The organism is Nonomuraea sp. 3-1Str, assembly GCF_031570565.1.
Lineage (GTDB): Bacteria > Actinomycetota > Actinomycetes > Streptosporangiales > Streptosporangiaceae > Nonomuraea.
Window position 1 is genome coordinate 149,100 of record NZ_JALHBK010000003.1, and the last position, 25,644, is coordinate 174,743.

General features: G+C 71.5%; 13 protein-coding genes (1 of these 13 cut by a window edge). 3 read left to right on the forward strand and 10 right to left on the reverse strand.

Features of this window, described 5'->3' with window-relative positions; genetic code table 11:
* Both MTP10_RS07425 and MTP10_RS07430 read left to right on the forward strand, forming a co-directional pair.
* Positions 1-12,780 carry the final stretch of a hypothetical protein gene (locus MTP10_RS07425; RefSeq protein ID WP_310708277.1) on the forward strand. The gene continues 18,519 nt to the left of window position 1, outside the view, so the window shows 12,780 of its 31,299 coding nt (coding positions 18,520-31,299); its start codon lies off the left edge, out of view; it ends in the stop codon at positions 12,778-12,780.
* A 17-nt stretch (positions 12,781-12,797) separates the two neighbouring features.
* Complete coding sequence (locus tag MTP10_RS07430) at positions 12,798-13,358, forward strand: hypothetical protein (RefSeq protein WP_310708278.1); 561 nt, start codon at positions 12,798-12,800, stop codon at positions 13,356-13,358.
* A 9-nt stretch (positions 13,359-13,367) separates the two neighbouring features.
* On the opposite strand, the gene MTP10_RS07435 is transcribed toward MTP10_RS07430, so the two are convergent.
* The 8 genes from MTP10_RS07435 to eccD all read right to left on the reverse strand — a co-directional run bounded on the left by MTP10_RS07435 (position 13,368) and on the right by eccD (position 19,806).
* The gene (locus tag MTP10_RS07435) at positions 13,368-14,159 is read right to left on the reverse strand and encodes a hypothetical protein (RefSeq protein WP_310708279.1); all 792 of its coding nucleotides are present in this window, start codon (positions 14,157-14,159) and stop codon (positions 13,368-13,370) included.
* A 1-nt stretch (position 14,160) separates the two neighbouring features.
* Positions 14,161-15,285, reverse strand: coding sequence for a hypothetical protein (locus MTP10_RS07440; protein ID WP_310708280.1), 1,125 nt, complete (start codon positions 15,283-15,285; stop codon positions 14,161-14,163).
* Entirely contained in the window at positions 15,286-16,680 is a 1,395-nt protein-coding gene (locus MTP10_RS07445) for a hypothetical protein (protein ID WP_310708281.1), read from the reverse strand.
* Positions 16,681-16,694: 14 nt separating this feature from the next.
* On the reverse strand, positions 16,695-17,105 hold the full coding sequence (locus tag MTP10_RS07450; RefSeq protein WP_310708282.1) for a hypothetical protein: 411 nt from the start codon (positions 17,103-17,105) through the stop codon (positions 16,695-16,697).
* A gap of 61 nt (positions 17,106-17,166) precedes the next feature.
* Positions 17,167-17,460 (reverse strand): WXG100 family type VII secretion target, encoded by a 294-nt coding sequence (locus MTP10_RS07455; RefSeq protein WP_310708283.1) that lies wholly within the window; start codon positions 17,458-17,460, stop codon positions 17,167-17,169.
* Positions 17,461-17,470: 10 nt separating this feature from the next.
* Positions 17,471-17,818 carry a WXG100 family type VII secretion target gene (locus MTP10_RS07460; RefSeq protein WP_310708284.1) on the reverse strand — a complete coding sequence of 116 codons (348 nt, stop codon included), beginning with the start codon at positions 17,816-17,818 and terminating at the stop codon, positions 17,471-17,473.
* 124 nt (positions 17,819-17,942) lie between these two features.
* Positions 17,943-18,386 (reverse strand): YbaB/EbfC family nucleoid-associated protein, encoded by a 444-nt coding sequence (locus MTP10_RS07465; RefSeq protein ID WP_310708285.1) that lies wholly within the window; start codon positions 18,384-18,386, stop codon positions 17,943-17,945.
* Between the two features lie 25 nt (positions 18,387-18,411).
* Positions 18,412-19,806 (reverse strand): type VII secretion integral membrane protein EccD, encoded by a 1,395-nt coding sequence (gene eccD, locus MTP10_RS07470; RefSeq protein WP_310708286.1) that lies wholly within the window; start codon positions 19,804-19,806, stop codon positions 18,412-18,414.
* A 408-nt stretch (positions 19,807-20,214) separates the two neighbouring features.
* Here eccD and eccCa point away from each other — a divergent pair, with 408 nt between their 5' ends.
* A complete protein-coding gene (gene eccCa, locus MTP10_RS07475) occupies positions 20,215-24,192 on the forward strand; it encodes a type VII secretion protein EccCa (protein ID WP_310708287.1) in 3,978 nt (1,325 codons plus the stop codon).
* On the opposite strand, the gene MTP10_RS07480 is transcribed toward eccCa, so the two are convergent.
* Positions 24,186-25,349, reverse strand: a complete 1,164-nt coding sequence (locus MTP10_RS07480; protein ID WP_310708288.1) for a transglycosylase SLT domain-containing protein — start codon at positions 25,347-25,349, stop codon at positions 24,186-24,188. The two genes, eccCa and MTP10_RS07480, sit on opposite strands and share 7 nt — an antisense overlap.
* The gene (locus MTP10_RS07485; RefSeq protein ID WP_310708289.1) at positions 25,346-25,636 is read right to left on the reverse strand and encodes a hypothetical protein; all 291 of its coding nucleotides are present in this window, start codon (positions 25,634-25,636) and stop codon (positions 25,346-25,348) included. Before MTP10_RS07485 ends, MTP10_RS07480 begins: the two co-directional genes overlap by 4 nt.
* Between the last annotated feature and the right edge of the window lie 8 nt (positions 25,637-25,644).

Sequence of the window (25,644 nt, forward strand, 5' to 3'; positions counted from 1 at the left end):
TACAACGAGGCTGCGAGGCCGGACCGGCGCACGCTGGCCGGCCAGCTGGTGAAGCTGGACCCGACCCTGATGGGCACGGAAAGACTCCGGTGGGACGGAGACCTCGTCACCGATCTGGACGGGATCCCGTTCCCCGCGCGGGTCGGCCTGCGTCACCGTCACCTCATGCTCCTGTCGGACCTGGCCGAGACCACCGAGGTCCCCGTCCGCCGGCGGGCCGGCGGCACCCCGGATCTCTTCGCGCCGCTGGTGGAGAGGCGACCCCGCCGCCTGCCGGTCGTCACAGGCCCGGCGGAGCCCGCCGGGCCGTACGAGACCATGCGTCCGGCCGCGCCCACGGCGGACAACATCCGGCTGCCCGAGCACGTGCGCGAGCTGCTGGCGAAGTTCCCCGCCCACGGCCCGGAGTTCTTCCGCCACGCGCTGACTCTCGACCGCATGGCCGAGACGCACCGGGAGATCGCGATCCCGGACTTCACCCGCCGGCACCTGCTCTACACCGACGCTCTGGTCTCCACCGCGGCCGCCATGTACGGGACCTCGACGGACTTCCCGTTCAGGAGCGCCGACCTCAGGCGGTTCCGCGCGCTGGTCGAACTCGTCGCGGGCCAGGACGGCGCGGTCCCCAGCCCGCATGCTCTCCTCCGTCAGGTGGCGCAGGCCATGGGCCGTGACCGCCTCACCGTCGGAGACGTGGACGGGCTCGCGCGGTTCGTGGAGTGGTACCGCTTCACCGGCGGCCAGCGCTTCCCCGGCGAGCAGGGCGTGCACGCGCTGCGGCGCGCCGCCGCGGAGCTGTTCGGCGACGTGCGGACCACCAGGGCCGTGGTCGAGGTGGCGGCGCTGTTCTCGGCCGCGGCCGAGAAGTCGGAGAACATCGCGCTGGGGCACGTGGGCGACCGGTTCGCCGAGGTGGCGGAGAAGATCGCGGAGGTGCTCGCCGGACGGGCGCCCGGGGAGTTCGTCTCGGGCTACGACCTCGCACAGGCGGTGGAGAAGGCGCTCGCGGCCGCCTCCACCGACGGTGAAACGCGTGGACAGGAGCCGGCCGCGGGCCGTACCGGCTCGGAGGACGCCACCACCCGGCCGGCCGGCCGGGCCCGGCCGGCCCCGGACACCACCGCGTTCGCGCCCGAGACCCCGATCGACCCGCTCACCGGGACGCGCGTGCGCGGCGCCGCGGGGCGGGCCGGGATCGCCGGGCTGCCGGACGGAGGGGTGACGTTCCACAACGCCCCGGACGCGCCCAACCCGCGCGGGTGGGAGGCCGGCGACGAGGGGTTGCGGCGGGGCCGCCGGGTCGCCGCCGACATGGGCTGGAGCGCGCTGCCGGATCTGCGGCTGCGGCAGGTGGGCCAGATCGACAGCATGTTCGAAGCCTCCCGCGAGGGTTTCCGGGCCGAGCAGAGCGCCCAGTCCCGGCTGGGCGGCAGTCGCGGCGTGTGGGAGACCGCGCTGGAGGCGCTGAACACGGGTGACCCGTCGCTCAGAGCGGCCTTGACCACGGGCGACGTCGACGTGGTGACCGCCGCGCTGGTGAACTACGCCACCGCTGCGGAGCTCCACGCCAGGGAGGGGCACGCGCTGGCCTTCCAGGCGGGGATGGGCGAGCTGTCCGTGCAGGAGCTGCGCTCGATCGGCCTTCTCGCCATGCGGTCCGGACTGCGGACGTGGCGATCGGCGGCCGACCCGATCATTCATCAGCTGGTCCAGCAGCGGGGGCTGCGGGCCACGCTCGAAGCGTTCCTCGATCTGGAGCGCAAGGGCGCGTACGCCGCCATGGACATGGTCCACCAGTCCGCGGACCGGCTCAGGCAGTACATGGACCTGACCGGAGACGATCGGCTCCGGTGGGTGGGGCAGGCCGTGAGCCGCCTCGCCGAGTACCCGAGCGGGGTCTGGCCGGTGCTGGGCCGGCTGGCGGAGGTCGGCGGGCCGGAGCTGTTCGGCGGCCGGCTCGCTCCCGAAGGAGCCACCCCGCTCGCCCGCCTGGTCACCGACAGAGGGCTCAAGCCGTTGGTCGACCTGTACCTCGCCGCGGTCCGCGACGGCTTCCGTCCGGTCATCGACGCGGCCACCCCTGACGAGCTCGCCATCGCGCTGCAGCAGGCGGACGGGCGGGGGGACGCGACGACCGCACGAGGCAGGAAGATCGCGGACCGGCTGGGATGGCGAGGGCTGCCGGAGAGCTCGGCGCGCCGGCTGGGCGAGATGGCGGAGATCTACCACACGACCGGCACGGCCCTGACCACGGAGGGCCATCGTGCGCGGTTGGCCTGGGAACGGGCCGGATACAGCCTCGGCAGTGAACGGGGTGTCTACGCGACCGCGCTGCGCGCGCTGGGCCAGGGCGATGAGGCGGTCCAGGAGGCGCTGGACGGAGGCGACCCCGACACGCTGACCGCCGAGCTGGTGCAGTACGTGGAAGACGTCGACCTCCACCTGGACGCCGGGCGGAGCCTCACCGCCCGCGCGGGGATGCACGGCCTGACCGACCAGGAGCTGCGGGCCGTCGGCCGGCTGCACATGTGGGTCGAGTTCGGTCAGGAGGGCGCCACCGAGCCCGCCATGGACGGGCTGGTCCGGGAGCACGGCCTCCGGTCGACGCTTGAGGCGTACCTGGACCTGGAGCACAAGGGCTCGTATACCTCCGTCGACCGGACCTACGAGCCGGGATTGCGGCTCAAGGAGTACATGGACCGGACCGGAGAGGATCGCCGTCTCTGGCTGGGCGAAACGGTGAGCCGCGCCGTTTTCCTCAACAACCGCAGCTGGGCGGAGCTCGGCCGCCTGACCGAGGTCGCCGGGGCCGACCTGCTCGGCGGCCGGCTCGCCCCCGAGGAGACCACCCCGCTCTCCGCCCTGGCCGCCGCCAAGGGACGTCTGCAGCTGATCGAGCTGTACCTGGAGGCGGTCCAGGACGGCTTCCGGCCGGTCATCGACGCGACCACTCCCGACCAGCTCGCCGCCGCCCTGGAGCAGGCCGAAAGGCGCCACGAGGCACCCGCCGTCGCCCGCTCCGAGAAGACGGCCGATGTCGCCCGCCCCGAGGAGAGGACCGGCGAGCCGGTGGCGCAGGTCGCGACGGCGCCCCGGAGCGCGACCGCGTACGACATCGAGACGCTGCTGACCGAGGGCTACCGCGTGACCGGCTGGCTGGTCAGCGAGCTGTCACTGGCCCATGACCTCATCGAGCCGTTGCTCTGGGAGGCGCACGAACAGGGACAGCTCGTCTGGGAGCCCGAGCCTGGGCAGTCCGACAGGTTCACCAAGGAAGTCGCGCGTGACCTGCTGAAGGGAGTCATAGCGCAGGACCCGGACCGCTGGCTGGGCGAAGCCCTCGCACTCGGGCTCGACCTCCACGGCCTCGAACCCGCCCAGGCCCGCGCCCTGGCATGGGTGCAGCAGGCGTACGGCGGCGGTTTCCAGACGATGGAGGAACTGTCCCGGCAGCTGTTCGACCTCGCCGACACCGCCGGTCTGTACTATCCGCCGAACGTCTCGCGCCAGATTCTCGACGTGATCGCCGACGGGCACCGGCTGGGGCTCATCCCGTCCCGCCCGTCGCGGGACGAGCTCGAAGGGGGCCTGGGTCTCCTCGCGGAGAACGTGGAGCAGCCGGAGAGCACGGACACCGCCCGGACGGCACAGACCGCCCAGACCGCCGAGCGCTCCGAGAGCGCCGACGTCGTCGTGAGCGAGCGTTCCCCGTTCGAGACCGGCCACGCCTGGGTGGACGGGCAGCCGCCGGCCACCAGCGCGAGCACGCGACAGGACGTGCACGAGTGGCTGTCCGTCACCGAGTACGACAAGCTCCGGCGCGAACTGCAGGACATCCAGGCCGCGGACCCCGAGCTGATCCGGCGGCACGCGGCCGGCTTCGACACCCGGCCCGAGGGCGTCGTCATGCTGCGCGCCTTCACCGCCGGACACGACGCGGAGATCAACGAGGCGATCCGTCAGGGGCTCCGCTCCGAGCCGCTGGGCGGCGCGGTCGCGGAGATGTGGGCCGCGTGGCAGGACCTGCCGCGCCCTGCCGCCCCGGTCTCGTACTGGTCGGACCTGACCCCGCAGGAGCTCCGCGCGCAAGTCGCGACGCCGGAGCTCGTGCTGTCGGAGTTCACCCTCGTGACCCCGGAGACGGCGCCTCCCGCGAGCGCCGTGCCCGAGGGCAAGGTGCGCGTCCGGTTCGACTTCGACGTGGCGGAGGCGCGCGAACTCGGGCCCATCACCCACCAGGCGGGCACCCGCCAGGTGCTGGCCGCGCCGGGCACGAGGCTGCGCGTCACCTACGTCGCCGAGGAACGGCGGGTCGTCCTGTCCGACGGCCCCGCCGCGCCTGCGGACGGCCCCGTGGCCGCGCCATCGGTGGCGCCGGAGCAGCCGGACACGCTTCCGGCGGCGCGGAGCGAGACGTCAGGCGACGACCGGCCCGTCCTCACCCCCTTCGACCCTTCCTCGTACGCGCCGATGAGGGAGGACGCGTGGAAGGAAGGCGACGGCTGGGTGGCGTCGACGGAGGGGCGAGGGGAGACGCTCCGGCTCTACCGCCGGCTGACCACCGGCGCCGTCCTCGACATGCACATCGCCGACGGCGTCCTGCACGTGCTCCAGAGCAACGGATGGTCCCGGGTCGAGCAGACGGCCGACGGCCCGCAGCTGCGCAGAGTCGAAGACGCCCACCTCCTCCCGGAGATGTCGGAGATGGCCGCCAGGGCGCAACGATCCGGGTCGCACAGGTACTTCGGAAGCCTTCACAACTTCAACGTGACGGTGCACCAGGAGCCGGGCCTGACCAGCCGGCGCAATGCCGACGCGGACGTCATCGTCACCTTCTCCGGGGGGCACCTCGTCGGCCTCCACGTCCCGGTACGCGACGAACAGCTGACGACACTGCTGACGCCCGCCACCGCCTTGGGCACGCTCACCCACCCGGCGACCGGGCTCAAGGGCGTCAGGGTCGTCAACGGCTGGATGGAGTTCACCGTTCTGGAGGACGGGTCGGTCGTGGGCGCCGAGATCCGGCCCGTGGACCTCGCTCCGGAGCTCGTGGGGCTGGAGCGCACGAAGGTCGTCAGCGAGCCGACCGGGTTCACCGTCGGAGGGACCAACGACGAGGTGACCATCGCACGGCTCCAGGAGTTCGGCGGCGTGCCGAGGACCGAGATCGAGCAGCGGCTGCGTGAGGCCGGGCTGCTCGGCCGCACCGAGGACGTGCGGGACGCGCTGGTCAGGGACAACACCTGGGTGCAGGCCGGGGGGCTGACGCACCACGACGTGGCCCAGCCGCTCCGCCTCGTCGCCCATGTGCTGCGCCACGTCGACCAGGCCCGGATCAGGCTCGGCGGCCACGAGTACGACCTACGGGTGCTGAGCCGGTCCGGCCTGGCGGGTAACCCGTTCGGCGGCGCCGCGCCGGCCACCTCGATCGAGGTGGTCAACGTGGCGACCGGCGAGCGGCTGATCTTCGACGCGGCGATCGCCGAGACGGCCGCCTCGCACGGCTTCTACGGCGGCAGGAGGTCTCCGGCCCGCGTCTCGCCGGAACAGATCGTCGGCGTATTCACGCACCTGAACGAACGCATGCCGGACGATCGGCTGGTGGGGCTCACCGGCTACGCCGACAGGGACCAGGAGCGTCCCGCCGGCGAGGTCGCCGTCGTCGCGGTGCACACGGTGCCGGGCACCCGCGCGCCGGAGCTCCCGGCCCTGCCGGAGGCGGTCGCCGCCCCGCCCGCGGGACTGACCCTCATGGCCGGCAGGTTCGCCGGTAACGACGACGTACTGGTCGAGTCCGGCGACAGCGGGATCCGCTACTACGCCCGGCTGGACAACAAGGGCGGCATCGCCCGCGTCGGTGTCGACGCTCAGGCCGCGGACGAGGTCCTCATCACCGTGGAGGACGACACGCGGCACGTGGCGCGGTGGTCCGTCGGCACGCGCGGAAGGGTGAGCCTGGCCACGGACCCCCACGCGAAGCCCGTGGCCGCCCGGCCGACCGAGAAGCAGCTGCTCCAGTTCGGTTTCACGCTGGTGGCCGAGGACGGCCGGCAGCGGATCATGCGGTTCACGCACGGCGCCACGACGGTCATCGCCGTGCTGGACGGCAAGCGGCGGCTCACCAGCATGTACTGGAACTTCCCCTTCAGCCCCGCCCAGCAGCGGCTGGTCGACGTGGCGACGCTCCGGGCCGACACCAGGAACAACGAATCCGTGCTGGAGGTCAACGGGCTGAGCTTCTCGGTCAGACTGAAAAAAGACCACTACTCAGGGCCCGGCGTGCCGTTCGCGGCCGAGCTCTGCAACACCGACTTGTCGTCGTACGGCGGCGCGGTGTTCGTCGAGCTGCCGCCGGCCTCGTCCGCGGCAACCCGCCACCAGGTGCCCGATGAAGCGGCGCAGCCCGCGCAGTCGCTCCGCCGGTTGACCGCCTCGCCCGCCGCCCTGTCGGGGTTCGGGCAGCTTGGCGCCACGCCGTTCTGGCGGGGCGGGCCGTTCGTGATCCACCAGTCGGCCGACTCGAGCGACGTCCTGTACCGGCAGGTCACCGACGCCACCGCCCAGCCGGAAGAACTCCACGTGGCCCACGACGACGGCGCCGGCATGCGGATCAGGTCGGACGACCAGGCCACCACCCTGGCGATCACGACGGACGGGCAGGCCGAGACCCTGTACCGGATCGCCGCCCCGCGGGGCGCGCACCTGCTCGGCGGTTCCGCCGAGGGCGTGCGGGTGAGCGACACGTGGCTGGAGTGGACGGTCCGGCCGGACGACGCCCACGTCCGCCACGTGCTCGTCCACGCCGACACCGCCACGATCCACGCCATGCTGGACGCCGCGTCGCCCGGCCGGCTCGACGACGTGCGGGCTCTGGAGAAGCAGCTCCCGCACCAGGTCACGGAGGGCTGGCAGGGTGACGTCGCCGGGGTGGTCAGGCACGACGACCACCTCGCGCAGATCGAGGGGACGGGGCACACGGATCTCGCCATGCCGCTGCGCCTCATCAGGATGCTGGACGACCGGTTGCCCGGCTTCGACCGGATCACCATCGGCGGCCAGGAGTTCGAGGTCCGGCGGGAGATGCCGCTGTTCCCCATCCGCTCACCCTTCGGCGACATGCTCGACTACAGCCCCGACTACGTGGTCGTGCACAAGGCGTCCCGGAAGGAGCTGCGCTTCCCCGGCCGGGCAGGCGAGCTGATCGCCGCGCACGGCTTCTACGGCGACAACATCCACATGCCGCGCGTCGACCCGCAGGACATCAAGGTCTTCTTCTCGTCGGTGCTGTCTTCGGACGCGGGCATCTCCGGACTGCTGCCGGGCACGACCACGGGTGCCGTGCCGCGCCACCCCGGCGGAGGCGGCTGGCTCGGCACCAGCCCGTACTGGAGAGGCGTCTCGCGGCTCGTCAGGCGCACCAGCACCGGCGACCCCGTCCTGTACCTGAAGAGGGAGCCCCGGCACTACCGCGGCGTGCGCATCGTCGACGTGGACGCCAACGCTGAAGGCGGCCCCGCGCTGCTGGTGGGCTTCGACGAGGACGACATGCAGGCGTTGCCCATGGGCGACGTGCGGATGCCCGGCAGGTCGGTGGGGGAACATCGCCGTTACCCGTACGGGCGCTGGGAGCAACCTCTGCGGGAGCAGCTGGAGGAGTCGGGTTTCCACCCGGTCCACGACGACGGCGACGTGCGCATCCTGCGCTACGCCTGGTCCGGCGGTGAGATGCTGGCCGTCTTCGTGGGCGACGAGCTCGACGGTTTCTTCAGCCGCGAGGAGAACGACGAGACCGAGCAGGAACTCCCGGCCCTCCAGGCAGCCGAATCCGACGAGACCGAGCAGGACGTGCCTGCCACCCAGGCCGCCGAGGCCGGCGACACCACGCGGACGGCAGCCGCGGCCGACACCGGCAAGCCCCGCCGGTGGTGGCGTCCGGGCACCACCGCGTTCGCCCCGGAGAACCCGATCGACCCGCTCGCCGGGACGCCTGTCCGCGGCGCCGCGGGGCAGCCCGGGTTCGCCGGGCTGCCGGACGGAGCGGTGAGCTTCCATCACCCTGACCAGTCCGACCCCCGAAGCATGCAGTCCTGGCACCCGGAGGTGCAGCGCGGCTCCGAGATCGCGGGCGACGTGGGCCTGCGCGGCCTGACGGACGGCGAACTACGGCAGCTGGCCACGATCGCGGAGGTCTTCGGCGGCTCGGAGACCGCGGCCCCCGCCGCGGAACGGGCCGCCCACGAGCTCGGTGGCCGCAGAGGCGTGTACGGCACGGCGCTGCGCGCGCTGGAGGCCGGACACGCCGGGGTCGCGGAGGCCCTGTCCCAGCGCGACGCCGACGCGTTGACCGCCGCGCTGGGGGACTTCGCCACCACGACCGACCTGCACCTTCGCGAAGGCCGCGCCGTCGCGGCCACGGCCGGGATGGACGGGCTGACCGAGCAGGAGCTGCGCGCCATCGGCCGCCTGCACCTGTGGGTCGACTTCCAGCCGGAGGGGGCGACGGCCGACGCGCACATGCGCGACCTGGTCCGGGAGCGCGGACTCGACGCGACGCTCAGAGCGTTCCTCGACCTGGAACGCAAGGGCGCCTACACCTCCGTCGACCTGGCCGACGCCCCGGGACGGCACCTCCGGCAGTATGTGAGCCTGACCGGGGACGAGCGCCTCCAGTGGCTGGGCGAGGCGGTCAGCCACATCGGGCGCCACCCGCAGGAGACCTGGGCGGATCTCGGCCGGCTGGTGGAACTCGCCGGGCATGAGATGTTCGGCGGCCGGCTCGCTCCCACCGGGCGGACCGCCCTGACGGCGCTGGTCGCCGCGCGGGGGCCGGCACCGCTGCTCGACCTGTACGTCGATGCCGTCCGTGACGGCTTCCAGCCGGTCGTCGCGGCGGCCACCCCCGACCAACTCGCCACCGCTCTGGAGCAGGCCGAGCTGGTCAAGAACGCGTCCCGTCCCGGCCGCAGCGTGGACGAGCTGATCAACAGGCCCGCTGCCCCGAGCCGCGAGGCCGAGCAAACAGCGGAGGATCGTGGCCGGCCGAGCCATGGGCGGCCCGACCCCGGCGCCACCAGCCTGTCGGCGCCGGCCCCGCGGCCCTGGCACGCGCAGGACGGCTTCCGTGAGCCGACGCGGATCGGCCACTGGACCTTCCCCGGCGAACTGGTCCTCGGCCTGCTGTCCGGCGTGAAGGAGAGCGTGCGGCTCAGCGGCGGCCGGATGAACGAGGGAAACGTGTGGAAGCTCGCCTTCCACGACGGCACGGCCGCGGTCCTCAAGGATCTGGCGGAGATCGGGACCTTCAGTCGCGAGGCGTGGCTCGCTCGGCGGCGCGCCGACTCGGAGGAACTCGCCTCACTGGTCTACGAGGTCGTCGGCGCACGGGTCCCCCGCGTCTACCGGATGGGCCCCACTCGTCTGCTCATCGAGCACCTCGACGGGTTCGCGCAGCCGAAAAGGCTCAACAACCAGCGGGACGTGCTGCTGATCGGCCTCGGTGACGCTCTGGTGCTGAACACCGACAGGTGGGGGCCCAACTTCATGGCGGCGCAGGACGGCCGGGTCGCGGGAATCGACCACGAGTTCTGCTTCGCCGAGCCGCACGACAAGCTCGTACCGAGGGGCGCTTCCCTGTGGGCGTCGCCCTTCATCGACCGGACGGAGGTGCTCGGCGAGGGCGACACCTCGTCGTTCGCCTACCACTGGACGGACGGCAACCCGCTGACCGCCGCCGACGTGGCGCGGATCACCTCCAGGCTGCAGGACCTGGAGCAGAACTTCGCGGCCAGAGGCCGGCAGGACTGGTACGCGGCGCTGATGGAGCGCTGGGCGGGCATCGCCGCGCACGCCACCGGGGGCGCCGGGTCGATCGTCGACTCCGCGGCGGGCCACGCCGATCTGGCGGCCACTCCTCTGGCGCAGCTGGCGCCCGAGCTGACAGCCAGGCATCGGGAGCTGATCCTGAAGTTCAGGCACCAGGTGGCGGCGGGCGTGTGGTACCGGGACCCGTCCGTGCCCGTCCTGCCGACGGCCGACCCGCGGCTCCTGCGGCCCACCGCCGGCGTCATCGACGTCGGCATCACGGCCGACGGCACCCACTTCCGCATCGGCGATCATCGGCTCACCGTCGCCGACCTGGCCACCATGCTCGCCCACGACCCGCTCGTGATCGCCTCCCCGGATGCCGTCCTGCGCGTGCTGGGGTGCGATTTCGCCCAGAACCGTGCCCTGCTGCAGGCACTCGCCGACATGACGGGGCACGAGGTGATCGCCGGTGACCGGCTGGTCTACATCGGCGCGGACCGCCAGGCGCACACCGCGTCCGTCCAGGAGTACACCGCCGACGGCCGGCCGGTCTTCCCGGCGAGTGACGACGGCGGCTGGCACCGTGCCGTGCCGAGGGCACGCGTCGCACCGCCCGAAGGCCCGGCCCAGGTTCCCGTCGCCTGGCCGGAGCCGAGACGCGGGCTCACGGACGACGTCATCGCCGCGGCCACGGCCGCTGCCGAGAGCAGCTGGACCACCATCGGCGAAGGCGAGGACGGCAGGGTCGACCTGCTCGTGCTGGACGAGGAGACCAGCGTGGTCAGGAAGGTCATGTGGGCGGGACACGCCCGCCCCCTCCACGCCGAGCTGCTCGCCGCGCTGGTGGGCGAGCGGCTCGGGGCGAACGTCGCGCACGCCCGGCCCCACCCGGCCATGCCCGACGCCGTTCTGATGGAGTACCTGCCGGGGCGGCTGATCATAGGGACGGACGGCCAGTCCAAGAGCGGAGCGCTGCTGATCGAGCTGCTCGACATCCTCGTCATCAACCACGACAGGCTGGGGAACCTGCTGGAGGACGGCGACGACCTCTACGCGATCGACCAAGCGCGGGCGTTCGACATGACGCGCCTCGACCTCGCCTACCATGGTGAACCTTTCGGCGGTAACTTCCTGGACTACGGATCGGACGGCCGGTTCGGCTGGGTCGACAACCCTCTGACCAGGACTGACGTCGACCTCCTCACGGAGCGCCTGCACGCCCTTCGTCCCGAGTTCGCACGGCGTCGCATGCTGGCCGAGTACGACGTGATGATGGACCGGCTCTACCACGTGGGCCTGCACGCGAAGGGCGACACCCCGCTCATCACCTCGGCCCCCGATCCGACCGTCGCCGCCCAGCACCACTTCGGCCCCGGAACCCAGGTGACGGGCACCGTCTACCGCGAGCTGGACCTCCCTGCGCAGCGGACCCGGCCGGGCAGCGAGTCCGAGGCGCCCGACACGATGCTCAGCATGCACGAGTACTTCCCCTTCCATGTAGCGCCCATGGAAGTCGTCATGTACTCGAGGACGGGCACCGACCTCGGCGACGGCCGGGTCAGTCACGCGCCCGGCACCAGGTTCAAGATCCTGGGCGTCCACCAGGGCGCCTACATCGCCCCGAACGGCGTAGGAGGGGACAGGCTCTACACGGTGGAGCTCCCCGCCGAGCCCCTGGCGGTACGGCAGGCACCCGCCCTCGAACCCCGGCACCAGGAGCTCATCCGGCAGTTCAGGCATGAGGTCGCGGCCGGCGTGTGGTATCGCGACGCGGACACCGCGGTGATGCCCACCGCCGACGCGCGGCTGCTGCGGCCCACGACCGGCATCCTCGACGTGGCGATCGCGAGCGACGGCACCCACTTCCTCATCGGAACCCACCGGCTCACCGCCAGGGACCTGGGCATCATGCTCGTGCACGACCCCCGGCTCATCGCGGCCCCGGACGCGGCCCTCAGGGTGCTGAGTGGCGGGATCGGCGCGAATCCGGCACTGCTGCAGGGGCTCGCCGACACGACCGGCCGTGAGATCATCGGGAGTGACGGGCACGTCTTCATCGGCGACTACCTCCAGGTGCACGCGACCACGTCACAGCGCTACACGGACGACGGCCGGCCCAGGTTCCCCGGCCGCGGCGACAGCGCCTGGCGCATCGCCGTCCCCGAGGCCAGGGTGGCACCACCGACGGTCGCCGCCGAGGTCAGCGCGCCCCGGCATGAACCGGCGCCCGTTCCCGAGGCGCTGCGGTCGCTGTTCGGCGCGGAGAACGTCACCTTCGACGATCTCGGCGGCGGCGAGGACGGTGTGGTGGACCTCATCAGGGTGGACGGCCGGCCGCGGGGCGTCAGGAAGACGATGCACCGGTTCGCGCGGCGCGCCGCGCCGCTGGAGGTCGTGGCCTCCCTGGTGGGGCAGGCGATCGAGGCCAACGTGCCCCGGGCGGTCCTGGACCCGGACGACCCCGGCACCGTGATCATGGATTACATCGAGGGCTCCGCCATGCCGGACGACGATTCCGTGCTGCGCGGCCACCGCGGCAGGCGGGATGCGATCCTCATCGGGTTGCTCGACCTACTGACCGGGAACGTCGACCGGCACTTCGGCAACCTCCTGAAGACCGAGGACGGCAGGATCTTCGGCATCGACCACGCCCGTGTGTTCAACCACGACCGGCTCAAGGTCCATCGGATGCAGCCGTTCACATCCGCCTTCGTCGGGCGCCTGCCTGACGGCTCGTTCGGCTGGCTCGCCGCGAACCCGCTCACCAGGCAGGACGTCGAGCTGATCACCGAACGCCTGCACGCCTTGCAGCCCGAGTTCGATCGTCACGGTTTGCAGAGGGAGTTCTCGTTCATGATGGGACGGCTGTACCACGTGGGGCTGCACGCGAAGGGCGAGACATCCCTGATCGCCACGGAGTCCGGCCCGGTGGCGGGCGTCCGTCATCACTTCGGCGCGGGATCGGTCGTCCGGTGACGGGAGGGCACGGGAAGATGAGCACGCTGAAGGTACGGGAAGTCAGGTCGGGCGAGGTGCTCGGCACGATCAGCCGGCATCCTGACGGGAAGCTGGAGTTCAGCTCCGCCGAGATCCGGTCGATGCTGGAGAGGAGGGCCTCCGCCCGCGGCTGGACGATGGAGGAAGCGTTCGACGGGGTGCGCGGGTGGAGCAACGGCTACCTGCAGATCATGCCCGCGATGTCGGTGGCCAGGGTGTTCGACGGCGCGCGTGACGGGGTGCCGTACTTCCTGCCCGACCACCCGCGGGTGGTAGATCCGCGCCTGGCCGCCTACCTGCGGGCGGGCACCCCGGTCCTGTCGACCACCGGCACGGACATCGACCGGATCGACCCCTCGCGAGGCCAGGTGGTGCCGCTCAGCTTCCGCACCGACGGCACCTGGATCTGGACCGACACCGTCACCTACTACCTCGAGGAGCACCAGATCCGCCCCGACGAGGAGTTGTGCGCGCATGTCATCGCCCAGGGCTACAGCTGTCCCGAGGTGGACGCCGCCACCGCCCGTCACGCCGTCGAGGAGCTGCGCGCCGTGTGAGGACCGGGCTCAGGTGGCCACACCGGCGCCGGCGCCGGTCCCGGTCCCGGTCCCGCTGCCGCCCATCATCTTCTTCATCTGGTCGCCCATGATGACCTTGGGCGTCAGCATGCCGGTCGCCTTGTCGTTGCCCAGGCCCAGCTGCGAGAAGTCCGCCGACGCCTGAAGCTGCTGGAGCTTGGCCTGCTGTTTGGCGCTGAGCTGCGTGACGCCCATGAACAGCATGCTGAGCGCGCCCGCGAACATCAGCGCCTTGGTCATGGCGCCGCGGGTGGTGTTGGCTGTCTGGCCCAGCGCCGGTGTCACCGCCACCTCGGCGGCGGCTCGGCCCCACAGCGACACGGTGGCCACCCCCATGAAAGCCGCCCAGGCCACCATGAGAGCACCCACGGCAGCGGCGACGTAGGACAGCGCGTTGTAGAGGTCCTTGGCGGAACGGCATCCGTCGCCGACGCCGTCACGCTGCTTGGCGTCGTTCTCGCACTCCGTCAGGAAGTCGCCCATGACCTTCTCGACCATCCGGAAGGTTTCGCCCTCCCACTTGACCTCTTTCTTGAGGTAGTCGAGCAGCTTGGGGATGTCCTCCTTGACCTTGTCCAGCTCGTCCGTGACGCCACCGGCCACCCTCGTCTTCCACGCGTTGACGGCCTTCGCGAAGTCGTCGGGGTCGCAGATCATCGCGGCGAGCATCGCGGCGATCGAGAAGGCCAGCGGGCGGCGAATGATCAACGAGGCGCCCGCCGCGACGGTCGCGGCGGTGATGTACCGCTCCTTGGCTCCGGTGCTCTCCTCCTCGGCCATGTCACACGTCCTCGTGGCTCAGCACGGCGGGCGCGATGTCCTCGTCGCCCTCCCACACGGCCTCGTCCGCGCGCAGCGCCGTGGAGTCGGACTTCTCCTTCTCGTCCGCCCGGCCGCCCGCCATGCCGCCCGGCATCATGGGCATCATCGGCATGCCGCCGGCACCGGACCCCGCGAGGGCCCGGGCGACGTTGTTCACCCCGGCGGCGCCCGCTCCGACGCCGGCGGACCCGGTGCCGGTGTATCCGGCGCCCGGTGTGCCGTATCCGACGGTGGCCCTGCCTGGGTCGGTCACCCCGCCACCGGGCGGCTGTGTCGTGGGGATCGACGGTACGGACGGCTGGTAGTCCGCGAGCGAGGTCTTGCTCGGGTCCAGCCCGTTCTGGTCGAGGCCCGGGGTGGTGAGCTCGGGACTCTTCAGGTCCGGCTGGTCGAGGTCCGGCTGCTGGAGATCCGGGGTCTTCAGGTCGGGCTGGTTGAGGCCGGGGTTGTTCAGGTCCGGCTGGTTGAGATCGGGCTGCTGCAGATCCGGCGTCTTCAGGTCCGGGGTCTTCAGGTCCGGCTGCTTGAGGTCGGGGCTGTTCAGGTCCGGCTGCTTGATGTCGGGCGTTCCCAAACCCGGATCGTTCAGCCGCGGATCCACGCCGCCCGGCATGCCGAGGCCCGGCGTCTTCAGACCCGCCGTGTCGATCCCCGGCATACCGCCCGCACCGAGTCCGCCCGCGCCGAGCCCGCCCAGCTTAGGAGCGCCCATCTGCGGGATGTCGCTGTCCAGCCCGCCGGCGGCCTTCTTGCTCTCGTCCTCGGCGGCCACGTACCGGGCATCGGCGACCTGGAACGCGTCGTACCAGGACTTCAGCACCTGGCGGGCGACGTTGTAGGTGTCGGTCTTCTGGTCGCGCATCGTGTCGTGCGAATTGTTCAGGCCGTAGCCGCTGGCGCCTGTGAACCCGAGCGTGATGGTGCCGGTGCGATGCAGGAGACCGGACATGTGCTCGCGGTCGCCTTCGATCCTGCCCCCGCTCTTGGCGATCTCGTCCTCGGTGAACGACACCATGGAAGACGGCTGCGGCATGCCCTGCCGCAAGAGCTGCTGGCTGAGCTGCTGCGACGGGTCGGTCCCCATCTAGGCCCTCTCCCCCACCGTCGGCGTGGTCACGTCGAGCTGGACCGCGAACGGGTTGCGGTCCTCGCGCAGGTCCGTGGTGTACTCCTCACCGCCGCCGTCGGCGCCCGCTCCGCCCAGCACCGGCGGGATCATGCCCATGCCGCTCGCCGTCCCGCGCGGGACGGCCGAGGAGGCGGACGCCGCCGCGCCGTACTGGGGACCGCCGAGCACGGACGGCACGCCGTATCCGGGCTGCAGCGCCTGCGGCTGCCCGCCCACGAGGAGGTTGGGCGAGTACTGGGTGGTGGGCGTGGTGACCGGGGTCGTGATGGGGGTGCTGATGGCCGTGAGCGGCTGGTGCTGCGGGAAGTACGAGGCGGAGTCCGTGCTGCGCGGGTCCGGATCCTTGCCGATCACCGCGGGAGTGGTCTCCCTGTCCCCTCGCGCGTCACCCTGCCCGTCCCGGCCGGAGGACTGCTGGTCCTGGCCGGTGCCCGGCGTGTCCGTTCCGGGCGTGCCGTCCGTGCCGTCGCCGCGGTCGCCCGGCTGCGAGCCGTCCTGCCCGTTCGGGCTGTCCTGGCCGTTCCCGGGGTTCTGCCCGTCCTGCCCGGTTCCGGGGTTCTGCGGGTCGCGGGCGTCGGGGGAGCCGCCCGGGTCGCGGGCGTCCGGCGAACCGCCGACCGTGGAGCCGGGGCCGCCGGAGCCGTCGTGCCCGGCCGAGGTCCCGCCGCCGTCGAACCCGCCTCCGCTGTACGAGCCGCCGCCCCCTGACGATCCGCCGAGGCCCGCGCCGAACGGCGTGATGGTCAGATCAGGGCCCTGCTTCGGTCCCCCGGTGTCCGAGGGGATGTCCACCTCAGGCACCTCGTAGAACACGTGCTGGGGGATGTACATCGCCCACAGATCGACGATGCGCTTGTTGAGGTCCTGCAGGACCTTCTGCGCCTCCTTGTCGGGGTCGCGGTCCTCCCCGGTCTCGGAGCGCGGAATCCCGGTGGTCCCGCCGCCGGTGTTCTCCTCCGTGCCAGCGGGCTTCTCGGCAGGTATCGCGGCGATCTTCTGGCGCGCCTGGGGGAGGTATTCGTTCCCGTACAGGCTCAGCGACGTGGACATCAGCCCCATGGCGGAGGCGAGCTCGAGCCCGGTGGCGTTGAGCATCTGCAGGGCCTTCTGCACGTGCGGCGACGTCTCGCCGCCCCACTCGGCCGCGAGCCGCTTGGCGATCTTGGGCAGTTCCTCGGCGGCCTTGCGCACCGCCTGCTCCGCGTCCGCGAAGGTCTGCCCCGCCTTCGTCACCTCGCCAGGCGAGGTGCTCTCCAGCCACGCCTTGATCTGCTCGCGTGGAGCGGCGACCGGCCCGTCCTCGGGGATGCGCGACGCGTCCCTGATGAGGAGCAACTCCGACTTGGCCACGACTTGCCTTCCCCTCAGGACTTAGGCCGGACCCCGTCCGGGTCGTACTTCTCGTAGGTGTCGGCATGCGAGCGCAGCGCTTTCGCGACGTCCTCGATGCCCTTGACCATGAGTCCGTAGACGTGGGCGAGCCCGGCGGCTCCTCGGGGAGCCTGACCGCCTCCGGTGTTGCCGACGCTGTGCGCCAGGTCGCTGGCGGCCTTCCACTTGCCGATCTCGGCCTCGCCGAGCTGGATGCCCCGCACCGTCTCGACCGTGCCCGATCCGCTCTTGAGCGTGGTGAGCAGCGTTTCGAGTTCGCCGGCGAATCCGCGCAGCTTCTCGACGTCGTAGAAGAGGACGTCCTTGTCGACCTTGAGCCCGGGCCAGTCAGGATCGACGTAGAGCTCGTCCTGGCCGCCCTCCATGGCGTCTTTGCTGGTCATGCTCCTCCCCGAAAAGCGCCGGCGGGCCCTGCCCGGCAGTCGGCCCGCCCGTCACGATGTGCTACCTGGTCCAGCTCGCCCGGTTCCTGGCTTCGGCGGCCATGTAGTTCTCCTTGGCGGTCTGCACCGCTGCGGCCGCCTCGCCGAGCTGCCGGCGCATTTCAGCCTCGGACTTGTTCCACATCTCCTGGTTGTCGATGAAGTCGCCCTTGGCGCCACCCTCCCACGCCTCACCGAGGATCTTGGAGAGGTCCGTGATCATCTGGTCGGTCTCCGTGCTGAGGTCGGTGACCACCTTGGCGAGCTGGCCCACCGCCGCTTCCATCAGCGGCCAGTTGGCGTACACCTGCGACATGACGGTCTCCTTACTGCGCGTAGCGGTCGCCGGAGGCGCCCGTGTTGATGAGCATGTCCACCCGGTTCATGGCCTGCTCGACCTCACCGCGCACCTGCGCGTAGGTCTGCGCGTTGGCCCCCATGGCGTCGGCGATGCGCCGCAGGTCGGCCTCGATCTTGCCCGCCTGCGCGTCCCAGTTGTCCATCGCCGTCTTGAACTTGCCTGACGCGGCGCCCCGCCAGGCCGCCACGGTCAGCTCGTCCACCTCCTGCTTGACGCCCTTCCGCATGCCCATGATCCATTCAATGGTCTGGACGACACGGATCTGCGCCTGTTGGATCTGCTCGTCGTTTGCCCCGTAGCCCTGGAGATCCATCGCGTTCCTCCGCGTTCTCTAGCTTCACCACAGCCGCAACAGAGGCGGGCAATCGCGGTGTTCTGACACAAGAGCTTCACCGGGCAATTTAGCACCGTTGACCCCATTGAGGGCAGGTTTACGGTCAAAGATCCAGACGACGGCTGATTGCCGTTAACTCGCCCATAACGCTGTCGAAAGTTCGGTTATAGGCCGCTTCCGCGCTCCGCAGCCGGTCCAGGGCGGCGTCCGGGTCCTTGACGAGGCGCATCGGATTGTCCTCCTCGCCGTAGACCTCCACCATCGCCTCCTCGACGCGTGCCTGGTGGTCGGCGACGGCCGCCTGGATGGTGGCCTTGATCTTCTCGGCCAACTCCTCGGAGCCCAGCCGCATCGCCTTGGGTCGCAGCTCCAGCTCCCGCAGTCCTTGGCCGCCGAACTCGACGTGCACCAGGTTGTCCGCGTCGCTGGCCCGCCCGACGACGGCGGACAGCGCCTTCTGCGCCTCCTCGGCCTGCGCCACCTGCTGCTCAGCGATCTTCAGCAGCCTGTCGACGTCGATCCCGGGGAAGTTCTGGTATTCGTCCACTGACCCTCCTTCGACAACGGGCACCTCAGCCGGACAGGCCGCGGACCCACGCGTACACCTCGAGAACCCCCAGCGCCAGCGGGAACAGGCCGCCGATCAGGATGAGGTCCACGATGTCGCCCGCCCTCCCCCAGAACGGCGAGGGCTTGCTCGTCTGCAGCCAGACGCCGATGCCGGCCGCCATCAGCGCGAGCCACAGCAACCCGGTGGCCACGAGCGCCCCGGTGACTCCGCCGGTGCCCAGGCTCATCGAGACCGCCAGCACGGTCAGCCCGGCCAGGCCCGCGATGTTGAGCCACAGCCGGGCGCCGAAACCGCTGAAGACCCGGGCGCGCATCAGCAGCGTCAGCGAGATCACCACCGACATGATCCTCGCCAGGATCCCGCCGTCCACCACGAGGAAGATCTGGGCGATCACCGCCGTCAGCGTGATGCCCGCCACCATCCCCGTCACGTAGCGCCTGGCCCGGCCGGTGCGCTCCCTGACGCCCACCGCGTCGAGCTGCTGGTTGTCGCTGCGCAGCTCGTCCGCCGTCGTCGGCATGCTCGGCAGCGGCACCCCCGCCAGGCGGAACGCCAGCGTCGGGATGAGCGGGGTGCAGGCCAGCAGCACGGTGACGGTCATCGCCGCGACCCCGGCGGCGGGCAGGGCCGAGAACATCAGGACGGCGGTCATCACCACGCCGGCGACCGCGGCGATGGCCACCCCGAGGAAGCCCGGGCTGCCGTCGGCGATCAGCGTGCCGCCGAACGTGGCGACCAGCGCCGTGCACGCGAAGGCCGCCAGCAGGCTCGGGACCCCGGCGGCGCCGAACCCGGCATCGCCGACCGGGAACAGCAGGCCGGTGAGGAACGCGTACGGCAGCGCGGCGTAGCCCATGGGGGCACCGGAGCCCGCCTGGCCCATCGCCCGCGACATGATCGTGCCCGTCGCGACGAGCAGCAGCGCGAAAACCCCCGCCACGATGACGGTCAGCGGCCACGGCGCCCGCGAGAGCATCAGGGCCAGTGCCCCCGCCGCCAGGAGGGTGCAGGCCGCGCCGAGGCCGAACCGCCGGGTGTGGGACGACAGCCACTCGCCGCCGCCATCCTTCACGCCGGTGGCGACCACGTCGGCCACGTCGTCGAACAGCGCGGGCGGCAGGATCGCGTCGCGCGGCCGCAGGTACAGCACCTCACCGTCGAGCACGCCCACGGCGCCGAGGCTCTGGCCGAGGTCGAAGGGCTGCCCTCCGAGCCGCTGCAGCACCCAGCCGGGCCCCGAAGCCGCGTCGCCGTCCACCTCACCGACCGCGCGCAGCAGGCCGGGCAGGACGTTGGGCAGCGGGATGTCCGCGGGCAGCGCGAGGTCGGCCCGCTTGCGCGGCGCGACGACGGTGACATGGCACAGCGGCGGCAGCGGCGCCGAGACCTGCGGCAACGCTCCCTGCCGCGCCGGTCCGGACGGGGGATGGCCCAGGCCCATGGGTCCCTGCGGGGGCAGGGGGACGGGACCGTGCGGTCCCTGCCCCGGCGGGAGCCCTCCCGGCGGCAGCGCTCCAGGGGGAACGCCTCCGGGAGGAACGGCTCCGGGGGGAACGCCTCCGGGTGGGACGGCTCCAGGGGGAACGGCTCCGGGCGGCACCGGACCAGGGGGCATCGGCCCCGCGTGCGTCGGCCTGGGCATGAAGGGGCCCTGCACCGCCCCCTGCGCGCCCGGTCCCGGCTGTTGCCTCACTGCTCCCCTTTCCCACAACCCCGTGTGGTCACTTATGGAAACATATCGGGCGCACCTCATTCTCGAGTGCCAGGCGAGAAAGTCATCGCGGAACACCAGGAGGCCCGTCCGGTGGGAATCGTCATCGTGCGCCGTCCCGAACGCCGCCCACCGCCCAAGCCGCCGCGCGGCGAGGTGCTGCTGGAGTCTCCACCGGAGATCCCCGAGGTGCAGAGCCAGGGCTTCATGGGGGTCCTCACCTACCTGCCGATGGTCGCGGGCGGCGCCGCCATGGGGCTGATGTTCACCGCGGGCGGCAACGGCAACCCCCTCATGTACGTGGCGAGCGGCCTGTTCGCCTTCTCGATGGTGGGCATGACGCTCGGTCAGATGGGCCGCCAGTCGAGCGACCGCAAGAACCGGCTCAACAACCAGCGGCGCGACTTCTTCCGCTATCTGGGGCAGATCCGCAGGAAGGCCCGCAGCGCCGCGAAGCAGCAGCGCGAGGCCCTGGAGTGGAGTGGGCCCGCCCCCGACTCGCTGTGGTGGGTGGCGATGGGCCCGCGCCTGTGGGAGCGCAGGCCGCGCGACGAGGACTTCAGCACCGCTCGGCTGGGCACCGGCGTGCAGAAGCTGGCCGTCCAGCTGGTGCCGCCGGACTCCAAACCGGTCGAGGACCTGGACGCGCTGACGGCAGGAGCGTTGCGCAGATTCGTCAGGGCCCACTCGACGGTGTCACGGCTGCCCGTCGCGGTGGCCCTCGGCTCGTTCGCCCGCATCAAGCTGAGCGGTGATCTCGCGGCCATGCGGTCGCTCGTCAGGGCGATGGTCTGCCAGCTCGCGGTGTTCCACTCGCCGGACGACATGCGGATCATGGTGTGCGCCGGCGAGGACTCGATGCCCCACTGGGACTGGGTCAAGTGGCTGCCGCACGCCCTGCATCCGGAGGAGGTCGACGCGGCAGGCCCGGTGCGCCTGCTGTCGGACGACCTCTCGGCCCTCGACAGGCTGGTCGGCGGCGAACTCAAGGAACGGGCCCGGTTCAAGCCGGGCGCGCCCGCGGACGCGCTGCCGTACCACGTCGTGATCATCGACGGCGGGCACGTGCCGCACGAGTCGCAGATCGGCGGGGACGCCATCCAGGGACTCACCGTGATCGACCTGTCCGATGCCGCGGGGCACGTCGAGGAACGGATCATGCTGCGGCTCGACATCCAGCACGACGGCTTCCACATGGTCAAGATCGACCACGCGGGCAAGGAGCAGCGGACGCGGCTGGGCGACCCCGACGTGCTCGACTACGCGCGGGCCGAGGGCCTGGCCAGGCAGCTCGCGCCGCTGCGGCTGTCCACGGCGGGCGGCGAGACCCAAGACGTGCTCGCCGTCAACACCACTCTGACGGACCTGCTCGGCGTCGGCGACCCGACCAGGCTCGACCCGGCCGTGACCTGGCGGTCCAGGGCGGGGCGCAACCGGCTGCGCGTGCCCATCGGGCTCGGCGCCGACGGCCGCGTGGTCGAGCTGGACATCAAGGAGTCGGCGCAGGGCGGCATGGGACCGCACGGCCTGGTCATCGGCGCGACCGGCTCGGGCAAGAGCGAGCTGCTGCGCACCCTGGTCCTCGGGCTGGCCGTCACCCACTCCTCGGAGATTCTCAACTTCGTCCTCGTCGACTTCAAGGGCGGCGCGACGTTCCTCGGCCTGGATGCGCTCCCGCACGTCTCGGCGGTCATCACCAACCTGGCCGACGAGCTTCCCCTGGTCGACCGCATGCACGACGCCCTGCACGGCGAGATGGTCAGGAGGCAGGAGCTGCTGCGCGCGGCGGGCAACTACGCCTCGCTGCGCGACTACGAGCGGGCCCGGGAGCAGGGCGTCGATCTGGCCCCGATGCCGACGCTGTTCGTCGTCCTCGACGAGTTCAGCGAGCTGCTGACCGCGAAACCCGAGTTCATCGAGCTGTTCGTGATGATCGGCCGGCTGGGCCGATCGCTCGGGGTGCACCTGCTGCTGGCCTCGCAGCGTCTGGAGGAGGGCCGGCTGCGCGGCCTGGACACGCACCTGTCCTACCGGATCGGCCTGCGCACCTTCTCGGCCATGGAGAGCCGCGTGGTGCTGGGTGTGGCGGACGCCTACGAGCTGCCCTCCGCGCCGGGCAACGCGTTCCTGAAGTTCGACACCACGGGTATGACCAGGTTCAAGGCAGCCTACGTGTCCGGGCCGTACGCGCCCGCCCAGCACCTCACAGCCGGCAGCGGCGGCGGGGGTCCGAGCGACAACATCGTGGAGTACGGCCCGGCGTACGTCCCCCTGCCCGCCGTGGAGGAGACCCCCGAGGAGAAGACCCCGGCCGAGGAGGCCTCCTCTCAGACGAGCCTCCTCGACGTCGTGGTCGGCCGGCTGCAGGGCCAGGGACCGCCCGCGCACCCCATCTGGCTGCCGCCGCTGGGCGAGCCGCCCCTGGTCGGTCACCTGCTGCCCCCGCTGTCGGTCACGCCCGAGCACGGCCTGTCCACCACCGGCTGGGAGGGCCGCGGCCGGATGTGCGCGGTCGTCGGCATCATCGACAAGCCGTTCGAGCAGCGCCGCGACCCCTACTGGGTGGACCTGTCCGGAGCGGCCGGGCACGTCGGCGTCGCGGGCGGCACACAGAGCGGCAAGAGCACCGTGCTGCGCACTCTGATCACCAGCATGGCGCTCCTCCACACACCCCGCCAGGTGCAGTTCTACTGCCTGGACTTCGGCGGCGGGTCGCTGGCGGCGCTGGAGGGCCTGCCGCACGTGGGAGGCGTGGCCAGCCGCCTCGACGGCGACCGGGTGCGGCGCACCGTGGCCGAGATCGCCGGCATCCTCCAGGACCGCGAGCGGGCCTTCACCGAGCTGGGCGTCGACTCGATCGCCTCCTACCGCCGGCTGCTGGCGAGCGGGCAGATCGATGGCGACGGCTGGGGTGACGTCTTCCTGGTCGTGGACGGCTGGCTGACGATCCGGCAGGAGTTCGAGGCGCTGGAGCCGGTGATCACCGATCTGGCGGCCCGTGGCCTCGGCTACGGCATCCACGTGATGGCCGCCACGAACAAGTGGTCGGAGTTCCGGGCGAGCATCCGCGACCTGTTCGGCACCAGGGTCGAGCTGAAGCTCGGCGACGCCTACGAGTCCGAGGTCAACAGGAAGGCCGCGCTCGCCGTGCCCGAGGGCGCTCCCGGCCGGGGACTGACCAAGGAGGGGATGCACTTCCTGACGGCGCTGCCGCGCATCGACGGCGTGCAGAGCGCCGACGACCTGGCCGACGGCCTGCGCGCGCTGGCCGACGCGGTCAGGGAGGCCTGGACGGGGCCGGTGGCTCCGCCCGTGCGGCTGCTGCCGGCCATCCTGCCGGCCGCGCAGCTGCCCGGACCCGACCAGACGGGCAAGCGGATTCCCATCGGGATCGACGAGAACACCCTGTCGCCGGTGCTGCTCGACTTCGACGTGGACCCGCACTTCGTGGTGGTGGGCGACACGGAGAGCGGCAAGTCCAACCTGCTGCGCCTCATCTGCGAGGGCCTGGTGGCCCGGCAGACACCGCACGAGGCCATGATGATCGTGATCGACTACCGCAGGTCATTGCTGGACTCGGCCGTCACCGACCACCGCATCGGCTACGCCGCGTCGAGCACGGCCGCCGCGGGGCTGATCAACGACGCCAAGGCGGCTCTGCTCAAGCGACTGCCCCCGGCCGACCTGACCCCGGAACAGCTCAGGTCGCGCAACTGGTGGCAGGGGTCGGACCTGTACATCGTGGTCGACGACTACGACCTCGTGGCCACCTCCTCCAACCCGCTGCAGCCGCTGGCCGAGCTGCTTCCGCAGGCCCGCGACATCGGGCTGCACCTGGTGCTGGCCCGGCAGATGGGCGGGCTGGGCCGGGCCATGTTCGACCCGGTCATCACGAAGCTGAAGGACATGGCGAGCCCGGCCCTGGTCATGTCGGGCAACAAGGACGAGGGCCAGGTGTTCGGCAACATCAGGCCACACCCGCTGCCCGCGGGCCGCGGGTACTTCGTGGAGAGGCGGACGGGCACCCGGCTCACCCAGAGCGCCTTCCACACGACCGAGGAGGCTCAGTAGGGACGGTAGGGACCGCCGTGCTCCACGGACTCGATGCCGGGGTGGTTCGCCAGGTTGCCGTAGCGGCTGTAGGTGTAGAGCACCCCGGCGATGATGTTGTCCACAGGGTTGAGGATCTCGTTGTGGCCGGGCAGCTTGTGGGCGTTGAACGTGGGCGGGATCGTCTGCATCAGCCCCTGTGACGGCACGCCGTTCTTGGCGTTGATGTCCCAGTTGTTGATGGCGTTGGGGTTGCCCCCCGACTCGTGATGGATGACGGTCCAGATCCGCTGGATGTCCGTGGGATCGTTCGGGTCGAGATCGCTGACGTCGATGCCGCGCTGGGCGAGGACACCAGCCATCTCGGGCGACGTGATGATCTTCAGCGCCTCCTTGATCCAGTCGACGACCTGCGCCTTGGGCGCGGGGGTGCCGCCTCCCGAGGAGGTGCCGCCGTACTCGTAGCCCGGCTCGCCCTTCACGCCCGCCGAGCCGGCGCCGCCCTGGCCTCCGCCGGAGCCGCCGCTGCCGCCGGAGCCGCCGCCCGACGCCTGGTAGCCGGGCGTGCGCAGCCAGCCGTTCGCGGTCGCGGCGAACTGCTCCGGCGTCGGCGCCTTGAAGTCGGAGAAGCTGTAGATCTTCGCGTCGCCGATCCTGGCCCCGATGGTCGTGGCCGCTCTGGAGATCTCGTCGTGGACCGGCTTGAGCTTCGGTTCGGCCTCGTCGGCGGCGTCATTGGCGAGCTTGGCGATGGCCTTGTCGAGCTGTGCCTGGGTGCCGTCGGGATTCTGCTTGTAGAACCGCCGCTGGTAGGCGCCCGCGTCGTCCAGGAGGCGGCCCGCGATGGCGTCGATCTCGCGCTGGGCCGTACGCAGGTCGTCGGCCACCTTCTCCAGGGCGGACGCGCACGCGACGAGCCCGTCGTCGACTCCCTCCCCCGCCCGGCGGAACTTGCCCATGTACGACACGAACGCCTCGGAGGAAGGGCCCTGCCAGGCGTTGTCGACCTTCGTCACCGCGTTGCCGACCCCGCCGACGTAGTCGAGGGCCGTGGCACCGGCGTTGCGCCAGCGGTTGGCGACGTTCTGGATGGCCGTGGGGTCGCCGTCCACCTTGTCGATGATGTCGGCCAGCCTGGCGCCGCCGGACAACTCTCGGATGACCGAACTGGCGATCATGGCGTGTCCGCTTCCTTGACGTTCTGCTCGACCTTGTCCAGCGCCTTCTCCACCGCCCGCAACCGCTCGGCGGCCTCGCCGAACTCCTTCTTGATGGTCTCTTCGTCGACCTTCTTGATCTGGCCGACGAGGGCCCCGGCGCCGTCGAGCTTGCCGAAGAGCTTGGCGGCGTCGGTCTCCGCGGCCGGCTTCAACTCGCCGTAGGCCCGGTCGAAGTCCTTGGCCAGCCTGTAGGCGGCTCTGCCGCAGTCCTCCAGGGCTTTGTAGTGAACATCGAGCACCACCACCGAGCGGC